Below are 16335 nucleotides of genomic sequence, written 5' to 3'. Positions count from 1 at the left end.
TCTCCGTGTACCGCACTATGCTGCACAGCAAGATTCACAGGGCCACCGTGACCCAGGCCGACCTGCACTACGTCGGCTCCCTGACCCTCGACCGCGACCTGATGGACGCCGCTGACCTGCTGCCGGGTGAACAGGTCGACATCGTCGACATCAACAACGGCAACCGGCTGAGCACCTACGTCATCGAGGGCGAGCGCGGCAGCGGCGTCGTCGGCATCAACGGCGCGGCGGCCAGGCTGATCTCGCCGGGCGACCTGGTGATCGTCATCGCCTACCAGAGCGTTCCCGCGGCCGAGGCCAGGGCTTTACAGCCGACCATCGTCTTCGTCGACCAGCACAACCGGCCCCTCGACATCGGCGACGACCCAGCCCACGTGCCCACCGACCGGGCCGCCGCCCGGTTGATGCGCGGCGACACGCTCGCCCCGGGAGCGGTGCGATGACGACGGTCTCCCCTGCCCCGGCCACCGTTCCGGCGCCGACCGGCCCCGGCACCGTCTGCCGCGCCCTCCTGCGCTACTACGACGATCTCTCCCGCGTCCTCGCGGACACCGCACAACGTGACCGGACGGCCGGCTTCACCCCCGGATGGCGGCTGCCGGCCCTCGGCGCGGCCCTGGAGCGGTTCTTCGAACCGGGCGGCATCAGCGTCCAGGACCTGGGCAGCCACCACGGCACCCACCTGCGGTTCCTGAACCTGATGCACAACCCGAGGACCCGCACCACCAAGACGCTGGCGTCCCTGCTGATCGTGGCCCGCGCGGTCGACCACATCCAGCGCACCGGCGAGTCGGTCATGATCGTCACGCCGTCGAGCGCGAACAAGGCAACCGCGCTGCGTGACGCCGTACTGCGGGCGCACGAGACCGGTCTGGCCGGCGCCGACCAGCTGCGGATCGTCTGCGTCGTGCCCGCGGCCTCCAGCCACAAGCTGTGGCGCTCGCCCCTCACCGACGACGACGTCCTGCGCGCCCGCAACCCGCTCGCCGTCCTCGACGCCGCCCAGCCGCTGCACGTCAAGGAACTCGCGCGCGCACTGGCCGACCGGGAGGCCGACGCGCTCTTCGCCCGGTACGGCGTACGGCTCTGGCACACCATGGATCTGAGCAACTACGCGGTCGCGGACACCGCGCGGGCCCTGTTCGAGCGGGACTACCTCCCGGCCGCGCCGCGTGTGCACGCCCATTCCGTCTCCAGCGCGTTCGGACTGCTCGGGCACTTCTACGGCCAGCAGCAGCACACGGGCCGCGAATGGCCCGACACGGGAGCCCGCTACTTCCTGGTGCAGCATCTGGGCACGCCCGACATGGTCTCCAGCTACTACCACGGCAGGTTCGACTACCGCCCGCAGTGGCAGTACCGCGACGGTCTGCACGTCCAAGACTGCGATCCCCGCTTCCCTGAGCGTACCTTCGCCCCTGACGAGCAACTGGACACCACCTTCTACACCCGGACTCCCGCCACCTCGGACCGGATGAACGAGATCATCCGCCGTCAGGGAGGCGGAGGGATCGTCGTCTCGCTCGCCGAGTGCCTCGACCGCTATCCGCGTATCCGCGACCTGCTGGAACCGGCTGGCGTCGAACTGCCCTCCGACCCGCGGCAGATCCGCGAGTGGTCCCTCGTGATGGCCCTGACCGGCGTCCTCAACGCCCTGGACCGAGGGCTGCTCGACGAGACGGAGATCCTGATCCACGGGTCCGGCTCCTACCACGCGGACGACTACCAGGCGCCGCAGGCACACCGGCTGCGTCCGATCACCGGTTACGGGGACCTGAGGGACCTCGTGCACACAGCGGCAGTCAGCTGAGGACGAGCACCCATGACGACGCAGGACCACACCCTATCCACTGCGGCGGCCTCCCCAGCCCCGGCGGGCGAGGCCGGCGGGGCCCGCCCGGCGCGGCACCATCCCCTCACCCCGGTCAGGGCACGCCTCGCCTACTGGTGGAACAACACCCCGGCTCCCGGCTGGCGCGCCGTCCGCAGCAGGGCTGACAGCCTCCCGCGGAACGTGCAGGTCGTCTCCTCTCTCACCGGCCAGGACGGTTTGAGCATCGGCTACGCCGGCCTGCCGGTGGGCCGTACGAACATCCTCCAGCTCCTCGAGCACCAGCGCACCCAGCTCGGATGGGCGACCGTGCGGTGCACCGACGCCACCATCCGCTGGAGCGACCTGGCCGCGGGCGACTGGCCCGACACCGATCTCGTCGTGGTCGGGGCCGAAGAGCGTGCACTGCGGCGCCTGCCCGAACACGGCAGTGTGACGGCCCCGTTCCGCCTCCACCTGGTGGTGGACATCCCGCCCTCACAGGAGGAGTTGGCGCGGCTGATCTCCAAACGGGAACGCTGGCAGTTCCGCCGCGACCAGCGGGAGCACCAGTGGGTGCTGGAGGAGGACTCCTCGCCCGAGGCGCTCACGTTCTTCTACGAGCGCATGCACGGCCCCACCATGCGCAATCGGCACGGAGACCGCAGCCGTACCGAGCGTCTCGACGTGGCCCGCTACGCCGTGCTGCGCCAGGGCACCCTGTTCTTCCTCAGCCAGGCGGGCACACGCGTGGCCGGGGTGCTGTGCCACTGGTCCAAGGACCGGCGCACCCTCACCACCCGGCTCCTGGGCGTTCTCGACGGCCTCGACGAGCACTACCACACCGGCGCGTTCAAGGCGCTCTACCACCATCTGCTGCAGTGGGCCTGCGAGCAGCGCGTGGCGCGCGTGGACCTGTTCGGCACCGAGGCGTACATCAGCAAGGGCATCTTCCAATGGAAGCGCAGGCTGGGCGCCCACCCGGAGTGGCCTCCCAACCACTTCGCCACCAAACGCGTCCGGATCTACCCGCGCCGGGACACTCCCGCGGTCCGCGACTTCCTCGTGGCGAATCCGCTGGTGCTTACGGACGCCAGGGGCCGGCTGACGCCGGTGTACTACACCGACGACGACCGCCCGCCCCGCCTCGATCTCAGCGCCCGGTGTCCCGGGCTCGCCGAGCCCGAGGTCGTCCATCTCGACACCGTGCTGAAGCCCGTGGCCGTACACGAGCCGCCCTCAGGAGAGCAGCTGTGAACCGCCCCCGACACGTCGTCGTCCTCGGCACCGGCGCCTTCGCCGGCGCGCTGGTCAAAGCCTTCGCCCAGCGCGCGGGCGGGCCGACCGTCGTGCACATCGTCAGCCGCGACCACGAACGCGCCCGGCACCTCGCCGGCCTCGCCAACGCCCACGCCGCCCTGGCGGACCGGCCCATCCGCTGCTGCCCGCATCGTCTGGACGTGCCGGGCGGCGCCGACCTGCGCCCCCTGCTCGGCCGCCACCAGCCGGACGTCCTGGCGGTCTGCGCCTCGGAGTACTCGCCCGCCGAGACGCGCGGGACACCGTCCGCGTGGACCCGCCTCATCCGCACAGCGGGATTCGGCGTCACGCTTCCGCTGCAGGCGGCGACCCCACTGCGCGCCGCGTCCGCCTCCGCCGAGGCCAGCCCCCGCACGGCCGTGGTGAACGCCTGCTTCCCCGACGCTGTCAACCCCGTCCTGCACGGTGCCGGGCTGCCCGTTCTGTGCGGGCTGGGCAACGTCTCCACACTCGTCGGCCTCATCCGCAGCGAGCTGCGGCTCGGCGACGAGTCACGTCTGAAGGTCCTCGCCCACCACGCCCACCTGGCCGCTCCTCCCACAACCGACCAGGAGGTCCGGGCCTGGCTCGACGAGCAGCCCCTGACCGCCGTGCACGACATACTCCGGCGGGGGCGCCGCCAGCCGCGCGCGGATCTCAACGAGATCGGCGCGACCGCCGGCGCGGCGGTGCTGGACGCCCTGACGCACCCGCGCGACTACTACGCCGGACACGTCGCGGCCCCCCAGGGCAGGCCGGGCGGCTACCCCGTCGTCATCACCGGACGCAGCATCGCGCTGCGACTGCCGCCGGGCATGTCGGAACGCCAGGCCGTCGCCCGCAACCAGCAGTGGTCCATCCTCGACGGCATCACGGTCGACCAGCAGGGCAAGGCCCACTTCACCCCTCGGGCGCTGGACGTGCTGCGCGACCACTGGCCCGACGCCCCGGCGACCTTCGGGCTGCAGGACGTCGAGGAACTGCGCACTCGGCAGCTCGCCCTGCGCGAGCGACTGCACCAGCTCCCCGCACCGACCGCCCGAGCCCAGGAAGGCGTATGACCTCCCAGGATCTCCACGACCGCCATCGCCGCTTCCTGCCCCGCTGGGTCACCACCTACTACGAGCAGCCGCTGCGGCCCGTGTCCGCGACCAGGCGCACCATCACCGACGCCCACGGCCGCGACTATCTCGACTTCTTCGCCGGCATCCTCACCAACTCGCTCGGCTACGGCGTCGCGGAATTCCGCCGCGCCCTGGACCGCCAGCTCGACACCGGCATCGTCCACACCTCCACCCTCTATCTCATCGACGCCCAGGTACGCCTGGCCGAACGCCTCGCCGAGCAGTCCGGCATCGACGACGCGGCGGTCTTCTTTGTCAACTCCGGCACCGAGGCCAACGACACCGCACTGCTGGCCGCCACCTGCCACACCGGCAGCAACCATGTCATCGCCCTCACCGACAGCTACCACGGCCGGTCGCTCACCAGCACCGCGGTGTCCGGACTGCCGGGCTGGCAACCGAGTCCGTACTCACCGTTCCAGGTCACGTTCGCGTCCAACGGCAGGACCTCGCCCAACGGTGACGAGCACCCGCCCGAGGATCCCGCGGCCGATCTGGAGGCACGGCTCGCCGGCCAGGCACCCCCCGCCGCGCTCATCGTGGAACCCGTGCAGGGCCTCGGCGGCTTCCACACCCCGCCCACCGCTCTGCTCCAGCGGTACGCGCGCATCGCCGCGGAGCACGGAGCGGTCCTCATCTGCGACGAGGTGCAGACCGCCTGGGGACGCACCGGCCGCGCCTGGTGGGGCCATCAACTCCACCGACTGAAGCCCGATGTGATCACCTTTGCCAAGGGAATAGCCAACGGCCTGCCGCTCGGCGGAGTGATCGCCCGCCGGGACGTCCTGGACAGCGTCACGGACAAGTCCATCTCCACCTTCGGCGGCAATCCTCTGGCCTGCACCGCCGCCCTGGCGACTCTCGACTACCTCCTCGATCACGACCTGCAGCGCAACGCGGAGATAGCCGGCCAGAGCCTCCTGACCGAGCTGCGTCGTCTCGACGCGACCCATCCGCACCTGACGAATCCCCGCGGTCAGGGACTGATGCTGGCCATGGACATCGTCGCCCCGCACACCGGCCAGCCCGACCCCGGCACCGCCCGCGCCCACATCGAAGCGTGCCGCGCTCAGGGCCTCCTCATCGGCCTCGGCGGACGCCACGGCAACACCCTGCGGATCGCCCCGCCGCTGACCGTCACCGAGGAGGAAATCGCGGAAGCAACCCGGATCCTCGCCGCGGCCGCGCAACACAGCGCCACCGCATCAGCCCCCGCCTGACACCGGCGACCTCGCTCCAGCAGCCCCAGAAAGGACATCCATGTGCGGCATCGTCGGATGGACCGACTTCACCCGCAACCTGAGCCAGGAGCACACGACGCTCCAGCGCATGACCGACACCATGGCCCTGCGGGGCCCTGACGCCGCCGGCACCTGGCTCGGACCCCACACCGCTCTCGGTCACCGCCGCCTCTCCATCATCGACCTGGAGGGCGGCACGCAGCCGGCTATCGCCACGACCGATCCCCACCAGGAGCCCGTCGTCCTCGTCTACAGCGGCGAGGTCTACAATTTCCGCGAACTGCGCACGGCCCTCGAAGCCCGCGGGCACCGATTCACCACGCGCTCCGACACCGAGGTCGTCCTGCGCTCCTACCTCGAATGGGGCGCCGCCTGCGTCGACCACTTCAACGGCATGTTCGCCTTCGCCGTCTGGGACGCCAGGCGCGAGGAACTCCTCCTTGCCCGCGACCGCATCGGCATCAAGCCCCTCTACTACTTCGCCTACCCCGGCGGCATCCTTTTCGCCTCCGAACCCAAGGGAATCATGGCGAACCCCCTCTTCCAACCAGTCGTGGACGAGGACAGCCTGCCCATTCTCTTCAACGCCCGCCTGGCCCTCCCCGGCGAGACACCACTGCGCGGACTACGTGAGGTCCGCCCGGGCCACGTCCTGCGCTTCTCACGCAGCGGCAGCCACGAGTACCCCTACTGGCGACTGGTCAGCCGCGAACACCGCGACGACCTGAACACCACCGTGACGACCGTCCGGGACCTGCTCGAGGACATCATCGACCGTCAGCTCGTCGCCGACGTACCGCGCTCCGCGATGCTGTCCGGAGGACTGGACTCCACCATCATGTCCGCCCTCGCCAACCGCCGTCTGAACGCGGCCGGCGAAGGCCCCCTGCACACCTTCGCCGTCGAATTCGCCGGTGACGAAGACGACTTCAAACCAACCGAGCTACGGCCCGAACGGGACGCCCCCTACGCACGGCTCGCCTCTCGCCACCTGGGCACCGTGCACCACAACATCACCCTGCAGACCGACGACGTCCTCGCCGCCCTGCCGGCCGCCCGGCGCGCCCGCGACCTGCCGTCCCTAGGGCAGTTCGACACCTCGATGCACCTGCTGTTCAAGGCGATCCGCGAACAGTCCACGGTGGCGCTGTCCGGAGAGGCCGCCGACGAAGTCTTCGGAGGCTACCCCTGGTACCACGACGAGCGGCTCGTCTGGCGCGACCGCTTCCCGTGGATCGGAGACGCCCCGCGCCTGGCCGACGCCTTCGCACCCGACCTGCACCGGCGCGTCCGCCCGGCCGACGCGGAGAACGACCGCTACCTCACCCTCAAGGCGGAAGTCCCCCGCCTGCCCGGGGAACAAGGACTAAACGCCCGTATGCGCGAAGTCATGTACTACAGCCTGAAAGGCCCCCTCGCCTACCTCCTCGACCGCAAGGACCGCATGAGCATGGCGGTGGGCCTGGAAGTACGTGTCCCGTACTGCGATCACCGGCTGGTCGAGTACGTGTGGAACGTGCCGTGGGACATGAAGAACGCCGACGGCCGCTGGAAGAGCCTGCTGCGGCTCGCCTTCGCCGATGTTCTCCCGCAGGAGACCCTGGACCGGCCCAAGAGCGGATACCCCGGCACCCACGACCCGGCCTACAACGCGGAGGTCATGCGCTCCATCGACAAGGTGCTCAGCGACCCCTCCTCCCCCATGCAGGGCGTGTTCGATCCCCAGCGCGTGGAGGCGCTCACCCAGTCGGGGTCGAAGACCATGACGTGGCTCAACTCCAGTCACCTCCTTCTTCCCATCCTGGAGGTCGACGCCTGGATGCGGGAGTACAACGTCTCCCTCGCCTGAACACGCCGCGGCCGACAACGCCTTCCGCCCTCCGCTCGTACACCCGTCCGGCTCAGCGGTGGGCCGGACGGGTGTACCGAGGAGCGGAACAGCCGTGCCAGCCGGCGGCCGGGAGTTCACCCCTCGGAATCAAGGGAAGAGGTGGTTGGTGTTCACCGACTTCACCCTCGAGAATGTCGACCTCGGCGAGGTCGACTTGCGCGTGCGCCGCGGCGGGCGAGGACCCGCCGTCCTCCTCGTCCACGGGCACCCGCGCACCCACACCACATGGCACCGACTGGCACCGCTGCTCGCCCAGAACCACACGGTCGTCTGTCCCGACCTCCGCGGTTACGGCCAGTCCTCCAAACCCCCCACCGACGATGACCACGCGCCCTACTCCAAGCGCCGGATGGCCGCAGACTGCCTGGCACTCATGCGGTCCCTGGGCCACAACACGTTCCACGTCGTCGGACACGACCGGGGCGGCTACGTCGCCACCCGCCTGGCCCTGGACCACCCTTCGGCCGTCACGCACCTGACCGCACTGGACGTCGTCCCCATCGGCGAAGCCCTCGACCGCTGCGACGCCGACTTCGCCACCCGGTGGTGGCACTGGTTCTTCCGCGCCCAGCCCAGCCCCGGCCCGGAAACCGTCATCGGCAACAACCTCAGCCTCTGGTACCCGGAAACCCCCGAGGACATGGGCCAGGAATCCTGGGAGGACCTCCAGCGCGCGCTCAGCGATCCGCGGACCATCCACGCCATGTGCGAGGACTACCGGGCCGGACTCGGCATCGACCGACGGCACGACGACGAGGACCGAGCGGCCGGACGACGCGTGCAGTGCCCCACCCTCGTGCTGTGGGGCACGAAGAGCGATCTCCCTCTGCTGTACGAGGACATCACGGGCATCTGGCAGAACTGGGTCGCGGGCGAACTGACTGCCAAGGGCATCGAGAGCGGTCACCACATCGCCGAAGAGGCTCCCGCGGAACTGGCCGAGGAACTGCGCAGGGCTTGGGCGGGGGCGAAGGCTGCGAGTCAGAGTCCATGACTTCGCACCCAGGGCCCGCTGATGACAACAAGCCTGCCTAGGTGACAACTATCGCGCTTCGGCTCACGTGGCGGGGCCGGCCACCGGCCTGTCGAACGCCGAAGGACGGCCGCACCGCCCCTGACGGCGACGCCGCGGCCGAGAGGCCCGCACGAACGCGGAGGGCGCCCCTTGTCAGGAAGGGGCGCCCTCCGCGTTCGTGCGGGACGGGACCCGCGCTACTGCGCTCCGGGACGCACCAGACCGCTCTCGTAGGCGTACACCGCGGCCTGCACCCGGTCGCGCAGACCCAGCTTGGTCAGCACGTGCCCGACATGCGTCTTCACCGTCGTCTCACTGACGAACAGGTCCGCGGCGATCTCCGCGTTCGACAGCCCCCGCGCCACCAGCTTGAGCACCTCGACCTCGCGGTCGGTGAGCGTGTGCAGCGTGTCCGGCACCGGTTCGTCGCCCGAGGGCAGATGCGTGGCGTACTTGTCGAGCAGCCGCCGGGTGATGCTCGGCGCGAGCATCGCCTCACCGCCCGCCACCACCCGGATCGCCTGCACCAGCTCGTTGGCGGGCGCGTCCTTGAGCAGGAACCCGCTCGCCCCGGCGCGCAGCGCCTCCACCACGTACTCGTCGAGGTCGAAGGTCGTCAGCACCAGCACCTTCGCCGGGCCGTCCCGCCCCGGCCCGGTGATCTGCCGCGTCGCCTCCACCCCGTCCATGCGGGGCATACGGATGTCCATCAGAACCACATCGGGCTGCAGGGCCCGCACCTGGTCGAGGGCCTGGAGGCCGTCGCCGGCCTCACCGACCACCGCGATGTCCTGCTCCGCTTCCAGAATCATCCGGAAGCCGGTACGCAGCAGCGGCTGGTCGTCGACCAGTAGGACGCGGATGGCCACGTAAGTCTCCTTCGGTAGTCCGGCCCCATTCTGCCCTGCGTGACAACGCCGGACTCGGCCGCCCTCACCGACGGTCTACGCCGAAGCGGTCCCCCCGCCCGCGGCCGCGGGAGCCCCGGCCGGCCGCACCGGCAGCGGATACGGCGGGGGAGTGCCGCCGAACTCCGGACAGTGCGCCTGGTGGTCGCACCACCCGCACAGCTTCGTCGGACGCGGCCGCCAGTCGCCCGTCTCCGTCGCGAGCCGGATCGCCTCCCACAGCGCGAGCAGCTTGCGCTCGACCCCCTCCAGATCGGCGCGCACCGGGTCGTACGTCAGCACGTCACCGCTGCCCAGGTACACCAGCTGGAGCCGCCGCGGGATCACGTTCTTCAGCCGCCACACCACCAGCGCGTAGAACTTCATCTGGAACAGCGCGCCCTCGGCGTACTCGGGCCGGGGCGCCTTGCCCGTCTTGTAGTCGACGATCCGCACCTCACCGGTGGGAGCCACGTCGACCCGGTCGATGATCCCGCGCAGTCTCAGCCCCGACTCCAGCTCCGTCTCCACGAACAGCTCCCGCTCGGCGGGCTCCAGCCGCGTCGGGTCCTCCAGCGTGAACCACCGCTCGACCAGCCGCTCGGCCTCGGCCAGCCAGCCGGCCAGCCGCTCGCCCTCGGGATCGTCGGCGAACAGCTCCTGGACCTCCGGCCGGGACTCGCGCAGCCGCTCCCACTGGCCGGGGACCAACGACCTGGCCCGCGGCGCGGTCCGCTCCGCGGCCGGCGCGTCGAACAGACGCTCCAGCACCGCGTGCACCAGCGTGCCCCGGGTGGCCGCCGCGCTCGGCTTCTCCGGCAGCCGGTCGATCACCCGGAACCGGTACAGCAGCGGACACTGCATGAAGTCCCCGGCGCGCGACGGCGACAGCGAGGCGGGCGCCGCCGGGGCGACGGACTTCCCACCGACGGCCCGTACCGCCGCCACGGCCGTCTCCCCGGCCGTCACCCCCGGCGGGCCCCCCACGCCGTCCTCGTCGCCGGACCGGGCGACACCCTCGCTGCTGCTCTCCATGCCACAGACCTTACGGCCCGCCACCGACAGTGACCCCACACCGCCGCCGACAGGGGCGACAGCCGTGAAAACACAGGGGGTGCCGGAGCCGAACGCGTCCCGACGGACGCATACCATCGGTTCCAGACCCTCCCGCCCGGCAGGAGCGGGAGTCGCAACCAACGAGGGGACACCGTGGTGGAAAGCGGCGGGAGCGGGCGGCCGCGGCCGGGCAGCGAGGAGTCGGCCGAGCACCACGTGACACCTGCGCCCCCGGCCGCCTCCCAGGAGACCACCGCCGAGGTCGACGGCACCTCCGCGGAGCGGCGGGCCGGTCCCCCGAAAGAGACGGCGGACGAGAAGGCTGACGAGACGGCCCGGGAGGAGCGGCAGGACCGCGAGAGCCAGGAGAGCCAGGAGAGCCCGGAGAGCCAGGAGAGCCAGGAGAGCCCGGAGAGCCAGGAGGGCCGGGAGACCGGGCGCGCCGGAACGGACCGACAGGCGACGGAGCCGGACGCGACGGAGCAGACCGCGACGGAGCCGGCCGGAAAGGCCGGAACGCGACCCGGGAACATCCCGGACCCCACGGCCCGCCCGACCCCGGACGCCCACGACCTCCACGACCTCCACCCGGACCGCCCCCACGCCCACAGCACCCCGGCCCTCGGCGACGCCCCCACCCCCGCCAAGGGCCGCCGCCCCCCGCGCCCCCCGGAGTCCCGCGGCGGCCTGCTGATGGGACGCCCCTTCGGCGTCCCCGTCTACGTGGCCCCCAGCTGGTTCCTGGTCGCCGCGCTGATCACCTGGGTGTTCGGCGGCCAGCTCGACCGCGTGCTGCCCGAGCTGGGCGCCGCCCGCTACCTCGTCGCCCTCTTCTTCGCGGTCGCCTTCTACGCCTCCGTCCTCGTCCACGAGCTGGCGCACACCATCGCCGCCCTCCGCTTCAAGCTCCCGGTCCGCCGCATCCAGCTCCAGTTCTTCGGCGGCGTCTCCGAGATCGAGAAAGAGGCCGAGACCCCCGGCCGGGAGTTCGTGCTGGCCTTCGTCGGCCCCCTGCTCTCCCTGGTGCTCGCCGGCCTCTTCTACCTCGCCATGCAGACCGTGGAGCCCGGCACCGTCCCCGGCGTCCTGCTGGCCGGGCTGATGGTCTCCAACCTCATCGTGGCGATCTTCAACCTCCTGCCGGGACTCCCGCTCGACGGCGGCCGTATGCTCCGCGCCGTCGTCTGGAAGATCACCGGCAAGCCCATGACCGGCACCGTCGCCGCCGCCTGGGTCGGCCGCGCCCTCGCCGTCTCCGTCCTGATCGGCCTCCCGCTCCTCACCCAGTCCGGGGCGCTCGGCTCCCAGGCCGAGGACAGCGTCGGCATGGACACCGTCCTGGACGCCCTGCTCGCCGCCATCCTCGCCGCGATCATCTGGACCGGCGCCGGCAACAGCCTGCGCATGGCCCGCCTGCGCGAGCACCTCCCCGACCTGCGCGCCCGCAAGCTGACCCGCCGCGCGGTCCCGGTCGAGACGAACACCCCGCTCTCCGAGGCACTGCGCCGGGCCAACGACGCGGGCGCCCGCGCCCTCGTCGTCGTCGACGCCCACGGCGAACCCCTCTCCCTGGTCCGCGAGGCCGCCATCGTCGGCGTCCCCGAACACCGCCGCCCCTGGGTTGCGGTCAGCGGCCTCGCCCAGGACCTCACCGAAGGCATGCGGGTCTCCGCCGAACTCGCCGGCGAGGACCTCCTGGACGCCCTGCGCGCCACCCCCGCCACCGAGTACCTCGTGGTCGAGGAGACCGGCGAGATCTACGGCGTCCTCTCCGCGGCCGACGTCGAGCGCGCCTTCGTGAAGGCCATGGCCAGGCCCTCCTAGCCGAGGCCCCGGTGGTCGGCGACCCCCGCAAATCCCGGTAGGCTGTTCACATGTCCGAACCGACCGGTGCCGCCCGCAGGCGCGGGCCCTTCAAGGTCGGGGACCAGGTTCAGCTGACCGACCCCAAGGGCCGCCACTACACGTTCACGCTCGAGGCCGGGAAGAATTTCCACACCCACAAGGGTTCCTTCCCGCACGACGAACTGATCGGTGCTCCCGAGGGCAGCGTCGTCCGCACCACCGGGAACGTCGCCTACCTCGCGCTGCGCCCCCTGCTCCCCGACTACGTCCTGTCCATGCCCCGCGGCGCCGCCGTGGTCTACCCCAAGGACGCGGGGCAGATCCTCGCCTTCGCCGACATCTTCCCCGGCGCGCGCGTCGTGGAGGCCGGCGTCGGCTCCGGCTCGCTCAGCAGCTTCCTGCTGCGCGCCATCGGCGACCAGGGCATGCTGCACAGCTACGAGCGCCGCGAGGACTTCGCGGAGATCGCCCAGCAGAACGTGGAGCGCTACTTCGGCGGCCCGCACCCCGCCTGGCAGCTCACCGTCGGCGACCTCCAGGACAACCTGAGCGACACCGACGTGGACCGCGTCATCCTCGACATGCTCGCCCCCTGGGAGTGCCTGGAGGCCGTCTCCAAGGCACTCGTCCCCGGCGGCATCCTGTGCTGCTACGTCGCCACCACCACCCAGCTCGCCCGGACCGTCGAGTCCATCCGCGAGATCGGCTCCTTCAACGAGCCGACCTCCTGGGAGACGATGATCCGCAACTGGCACGTCGAGGGCCTGGCCGTCCGCCCCGACCACCGCATGATCGGCCACACCGGCTTCCTCCTCACCGCCCGCCGCCTGGCCGACGGCGTCGAGCCGCCGATGCGCCGCCGCCGCCCCGCCAAGGGCGCCTACGGCGAGGACTACACCGGCCCCAACGCCGACGGCGGCACCCGCTAACCGCCCTGCGCGACCGAACGCCGCACCAACGAACCGACGCCGTGGCCCAGTTCCCGTGAACCTGCGGAACTGAGCCACGGCGTCGTCGGTTTGGCGCCACTCGCGGGGCACCGCCCGGGATCCCCGACCCCCCTGTTCCCCGCACTGTGACGTGTGGCACGATGCAGACCCCCCACCGCACAGCCCCCACCGGCACAGCCCTCACAGGAGACGCTCCTCGTGCAGCAATCCGCCGTCCCGGAACTGGCACACACTCACACCCGGCCCATCCACTGGGTCGCGACGGCCACCGCCGTCGCCGGCGTCGTGGCCCTGTCCTCGGTGCTCCAGCCCGGCCCCGCGACCGCCGCCCAGGCGAGCGGCCCCGGCGCGGCCCCCGCGTCCGTCACCGCGGCCGCCCCGGCCACCACGGGCGTCGACTTCCCCATCGAGTGCGGCCCGGTGAAGGCACTGGTGAGGAAAAAGACCTCCGGCGACCTGGACGGCGACGGCAGGCCGGAAACAGTCGCCGCGGTCCACTGCGACGCCCCCATGGGCACCCCGCCGGACGGCGTCTACGTCCTCACCCAGGCCGCCGGCGCGACGAGCCCCCGGGTCGTCGCCACACTCGTCGACCCCGGGGAACGCCGCACCGTCACCGCCCTGTCGGTCGGCGACGGCACCGTCCTCGCCGACTACCTCGGCTACTCCTCGGCCGACGTGCCCAGTTGCTGCCCGGACGTCAAGGAGAGCGCCACGTGGCGGTGGCAGGACCACGCGTTCGTCCGCTCGACCCCCGCCGCCACCCACAGCGTCTGAACCGGACCACCGGCCGCCGTGAGAAACCGGACACCCGTCACAGCCGGTGCCCGGCGGCTCACCCGGCGTCCGGCCCGTAGACCTCGACCCCGTCCGAAACCCTCCGCACATGGATGCAGTCGCCCGGACACTCCCGCGCCGAGTCCACCACGTCCGTCAACAGCGGCAGCGGAACCGGCGCCGTGGCGCCCTTGTCCTGCAGAAGCTCGTCATCAGCGGTCTTGACGTACGCCAGACCGTCGATGTCCAGCTCGAACACCTCCGGCGCGTACTGCGCGCAGATGCCGTCGCCGGTACAGAGATCCTGGTCGATCCAGACCTCCAGCGCCTCGCCACCGACACCGGCTTCCTGCTGTACGCCCATAACTCCTGCCGATCGTTTGCCGAGCCGTACGGGAACGATGCAGGCTCTGACGGGTGTTGAACACTTCGACCCTACCTCCGGCAGCTTTCCAATCATGTTCGGTGGGTATTCCCCTGGCGTGAGGGAGAGCGCAAGGGTGAAGATCGGACACACCCCGACAGTCTTTGTGATCTAGGGGTTTCAATCGACACCCACCCAGGTAGGGTCTGGAAGCGTCCAGCTCCCCTTGGAGGAGGTGAGGACCGTGGCAGCCCACGACGACGACATGAACCGCGGCATCCGCCCGGGACGAGGGTCCGACGACCCCGACGGGCAGATTGCCTACCTTGAGCAGGAGATCGCCGTCCTGCGACGCAAGCTCGCCGACTCTCCGCGACACACGAGGATTCTCGAAGAGCGGATCGTCGAGCTGCAGACCAACCTGGCCGGCGTGTCCGCCCAGAACGAGAGACTGGCCAACACACTCCGCGAGGCCCGCGACCAGATCGTGGCCCTCAAGGAAGAAGTCGACCGGCTCGCACAGCCGCCCGCCGGCTTCGGTGTCTTCCTGCAGGCGAACGAGGACGGCACCGCCGACATCTTCACCGGGGGCCGCAAACTCCGGGTGAACGTCAGCCCCAGCGTCGAGCTCGAGGAGCTCCGGCGCGGCCAGGAACTGATGCTCAACGAAGCACTCAACGTGGTCGAGGCCATGGAGTACGAGAGCGTCGGCGACATCGTCACCCTCAAGGAGATCCTCGAGGACGGCCAGCGCGCCCTGGTGGTCGGACACACCGACGAAGAGCGGGTGGTCAGGCTCGCCGAGCCCCTGCTGGACGTCGTCATCCGGCCCGGCGACGCCCTGCTCCTCGAACCCCGCTCCGGGTACGTCTACGAGGTCGTCCCCAAGAGCGAGGTCGAAGAACTCGTCCTCGAAGAGGTCCCGGACATCGGGTACGAGCAGATCGGCGGTCTCGGCGGCCAGATCGAGGCCATCCGCGACGCGGTCGAGCTGCCCTACCTCTACCCGGACCTGTTCCGGGAGCACGAGCTGCGCCCCCCCAAGGGCGTCCTGCTCTACGGCCCCCCCGGATGCGGCAAGACGCTCATCGCCAAGGCCGTCGCCAACTCGCTGGCCAAGAAGGTCGCCGAGGTCACCGGCCAGGCCGCCGGCAAGAGCTTCTTCCTCAACATCAAGGGCCCCGAACTGCTCAACAAGTACGTCGGCGAGACCGAGCGGCAGATCCGCCTGGTCTTCCAGCGCGCTCGTGAGAAGGCCAGCGAGGGCACCCCCGTCATCGTCTTCTTCGACGAGATGGAGTCCCTCTTCCGCACCCGCGGCTCCGGCGTCAGCTCGGACGTGGAGAACACCATCGTCCCGCAGCTGCTCGCCGAGATCGACGGCGTGGAAGGCCTGCAGAACGTGGTCGTGATCGGTGCCTCCAACCGCGAGGACATGATCGACCCCGCCATCCTGCGCCCCGGCCGGCTCGACGTGAAGATCAAGATCGAACGTCCGGACGCCGAAGCGGCCAAGGACATCTTCGGCAAGTACCTCACCGAACGTCTCCCGCTCCACTCGGACGACCTCGGCGAGCACGCCGGCGACCGCACCACCACCGTCGAAAGCATGATCCAGACGGCAGTGGAACACATGTACGCCGAATCCGAGGAGAACCGCTTCCTGGAAGTCACCTACGCCAACGGCGACAAGGAAGTCCTCTACTTCAAGGACTTCAACTCCGGAGCCATGATCGAGAACATCGTGGGCCGGGCCAAGAAAATGGCGATCAAGGACTTCCTGGAGAAGAACCAGAAGGGCCTCCGCGTCTCCCACCTCCTCCAGGCCTGCGTGGACGAGTTCAAGGAGAACGAGGACCTCCCCAACACCACCAACCCCGACGACTGGGCCCGCATCTCCGGAAAGAAGGGCGAGCGGATCGTCTACATCCGCACCCTGATCACCGGAAAGCAGGGCTCCGACACCGGACGCTCCATCGACACGGTGGCGAACACCGGACAGTACCTGTAGAACCAGGGCGGCTGCGGGTGCCCTTTCCGGGTACCCGCAGCCGACTGCTTTTCGGGCCACGGCTG

Annotated in this window: 14 protein-coding genes; 11 read left to right on the top strand and 3 right to left on the bottom strand. The window is 70.6% G+C overall.

The window, feature by feature from the left end; genetic code table 11:
* Window positions 1-5 precede the first annotated feature (5 nt).
* The 7 genes from panD to ACH4N1_RS17115 all read left to right on the top strand — a co-directional run bounded on the left by panD (window position 6) and on the right by ACH4N1_RS17115 (window position 8359).
* Entirely contained in the window at window positions 6-443 is a 438-nt protein-coding gene (gene panD / locus ACH4N1_RS17145; RefSeq protein ID WP_398097884.1) for an aspartate 1-decarboxylase, read from the top strand.
* Window positions 440-1810, top strand: coding sequence for a DUF6002 family protein (locus tag ACH4N1_RS17140; protein WP_398097883.1), 1371 nt, complete (start codon window positions 440-442; stop codon window positions 1808-1810). The genes panD and ACH4N1_RS17140 overlap by 4 nt, the downstream gene beginning before the upstream one ends.
* A 12-nt stretch (window positions 1811-1822) precedes the next feature.
* On the top strand, window positions 1823-3067 hold the full coding sequence (locus ACH4N1_RS17135) for a GNAT family N-acetyltransferase (RefSeq protein ID WP_398097881.1): 1245 nt from the start codon (window positions 1823-1825) through the stop codon (window positions 3065-3067).
* On the top strand, window positions 3064-4170 hold the full coding sequence (locus ACH4N1_RS17130; RefSeq protein WP_398097879.1) for a hypothetical protein: 1107 nt from the start codon (window positions 3064-3066) through the stop codon (window positions 4168-4170). Before ACH4N1_RS17135 ends, ACH4N1_RS17130 begins: the two co-directional genes overlap by 4 nt.
* Window positions 4167-5453 carry an aspartate aminotransferase family protein gene (locus ACH4N1_RS17125; protein ID WP_398097877.1) on the top strand — a complete coding sequence of 429 codons (1287 nt, stop codon included), beginning with the start codon at window positions 4167-4169 and terminating at the stop codon, window positions 5451-5453. Before ACH4N1_RS17130 ends, ACH4N1_RS17125 begins: the two co-directional genes overlap by 4 nt.
* Window positions 5454-5493: 40 nt before the next feature.
* Window positions 5494-7323 carry an asparagine synthase (glutamine-hydrolyzing) gene (asnB, locus tag ACH4N1_RS17120; RefSeq protein WP_398097875.1) on the top strand — a complete coding sequence of 610 codons (1830 nt, stop codon included), beginning with the start codon at window positions 5494-5496 and terminating at the stop codon, window positions 7321-7323.
* Between the two features lie 148 nt (window positions 7324-7471).
* Window positions 7472-8359, top strand: a complete 888-nt coding sequence (locus ACH4N1_RS17115; RefSeq protein WP_398097939.1) for an alpha/beta fold hydrolase — start codon at window positions 7472-7474, stop codon at window positions 8357-8359.
* Between the two features lie 218 nt (window positions 8360-8577).
* Here ACH4N1_RS17115 and ACH4N1_RS17110 read toward each other — a convergent pair whose 3' ends face one another.
* Window positions 8578-9249 carry a response regulator transcription factor gene (locus ACH4N1_RS17110; protein WP_016434400.1) on the bottom strand — a complete coding sequence of 224 codons (672 nt, stop codon included), beginning with the start codon at window positions 9247-9249 and terminating at the stop codon, window positions 8578-8580.
* A 75-nt stretch (window positions 9250-9324) separates the two neighbouring features.
* Window positions 9325-10302, bottom strand: coding sequence for a RecB family exonuclease (locus tag ACH4N1_RS17105; RefSeq protein WP_398097873.1), 978 nt, complete (start codon window positions 10300-10302; stop codon window positions 9325-9327).
* Window positions 10303-10476: 174 nt separating this feature from the next.
* On the opposite strand from ACH4N1_RS17105, the gene ACH4N1_RS17100 reads away from it, so the two are divergent.
* From ACH4N1_RS17100 to ACH4N1_RS17090, 3 genes are all read left to right on the top strand, one after another.
* The gene (locus ACH4N1_RS17100; RefSeq protein ID WP_398097871.1) at window positions 10477-12147 is read left to right on the top strand and encodes a site-2 protease family protein; all 1671 of its coding nucleotides are present in this window, start codon (window positions 10477-10479) and stop codon (window positions 12145-12147) included.
* Window positions 12148-12197: 50 nt separating this feature from the next.
* A complete protein-coding gene (locus ACH4N1_RS17095) occupies window positions 12198-13097 on the top strand; it encodes a tRNA (adenine-N1)-methyltransferase (protein WP_366061366.1) in 900 nt (299 codons plus the stop codon).
* 219 nt (window positions 13098-13316) lie between these two features.
* Window positions 13317-13895, top strand: a complete 579-nt coding sequence (locus tag ACH4N1_RS17090) for a hypothetical protein (RefSeq protein ID WP_398097869.1) — start codon at window positions 13317-13319, stop codon at window positions 13893-13895.
* Between the two features lie 58 nt (window positions 13896-13953).
* Here ACH4N1_RS17090 and ACH4N1_RS17085 read toward each other — a convergent pair whose 3' ends face one another.
* Window positions 13954-14259: a ferredoxin gene (locus ACH4N1_RS17085; RefSeq protein WP_398097867.1), complete on the bottom strand. Its 306-nt coding sequence runs from the start codon at window positions 14257-14259 to the stop codon at window positions 13954-13956.
* A 244-nt stretch (window positions 14260-14503) separates the two neighbouring features.
* On the opposite strand from ACH4N1_RS17085, the gene arc reads away from it, so the two are divergent.
* Complete coding sequence (arc, locus tag ACH4N1_RS17080) at window positions 14504-16270, top strand: proteasome ATPase (RefSeq protein WP_366061369.1); 1767 nt, start codon at window positions 14504-14506, stop codon at window positions 16268-16270.
* Window positions 16271-16335 lie beyond the last annotated feature (65 nt).

Origin of the sequence: Streptomyces sp. NPDC017202 (assembly GCF_044331705.1) — a bacterium.
GTDB lineage: Bacteria > Actinomycetota > Actinomycetes > Streptomycetales > Streptomycetaceae > Streptomyces.
The sequence above is the reverse complement of the archived record's forward strand: the minus strand, read 5'-3'. Positions and strand labels throughout refer to the sequence as shown.

Coding starts and splice junctions, on each gene's coding strand:
- ACH4N1_RS17140 (WP_398097883.1), top strand. CDS start 440: ATGACGACGGTCTCCCCTGCCCCGGCCACCGTTCCGGCGCCGACCGGC.
- ACH4N1_RS17135 (WP_398097881.1), top strand. CDS start 1,823: ATGACGACGCAGGACCACACCCTATCCACTGCGGCGGCCTCCCCAGCC.
- ACH4N1_RS17125 (WP_398097877.1), top strand. CDS start 4,167: ATGACCTCCCAGGATCTCCACGACCGCCATCGCCGCTTCCTGCCCCGC.
- asnB (WP_398097875.1), top strand. CDS start 5,494: ATGTGCGGCATCGTCGGATGGACCGACTTCACCCGCAACCTGAGCCAG.
- ACH4N1_RS17105 (WP_398097873.1), bottom strand. CDS start 10,302: ATGGAGAGCAGCAGCGAGGGTGTCGCCCGGTCCGGCGACGAGGACGGC.
- ACH4N1_RS17095 (WP_366061366.1), top strand. CDS start 12,198: ATGTCCGAACCGACCGGTGCCGCCCGCAGGCGCGGGCCCTTCAAGGTC.
- ACH4N1_RS17085 (WP_398097867.1), bottom strand. CDS start 14,259: ATGGGCGTACAGCAGGAAGCCGGTGTCGGTGGCGAGGCGCTGGAGGTC.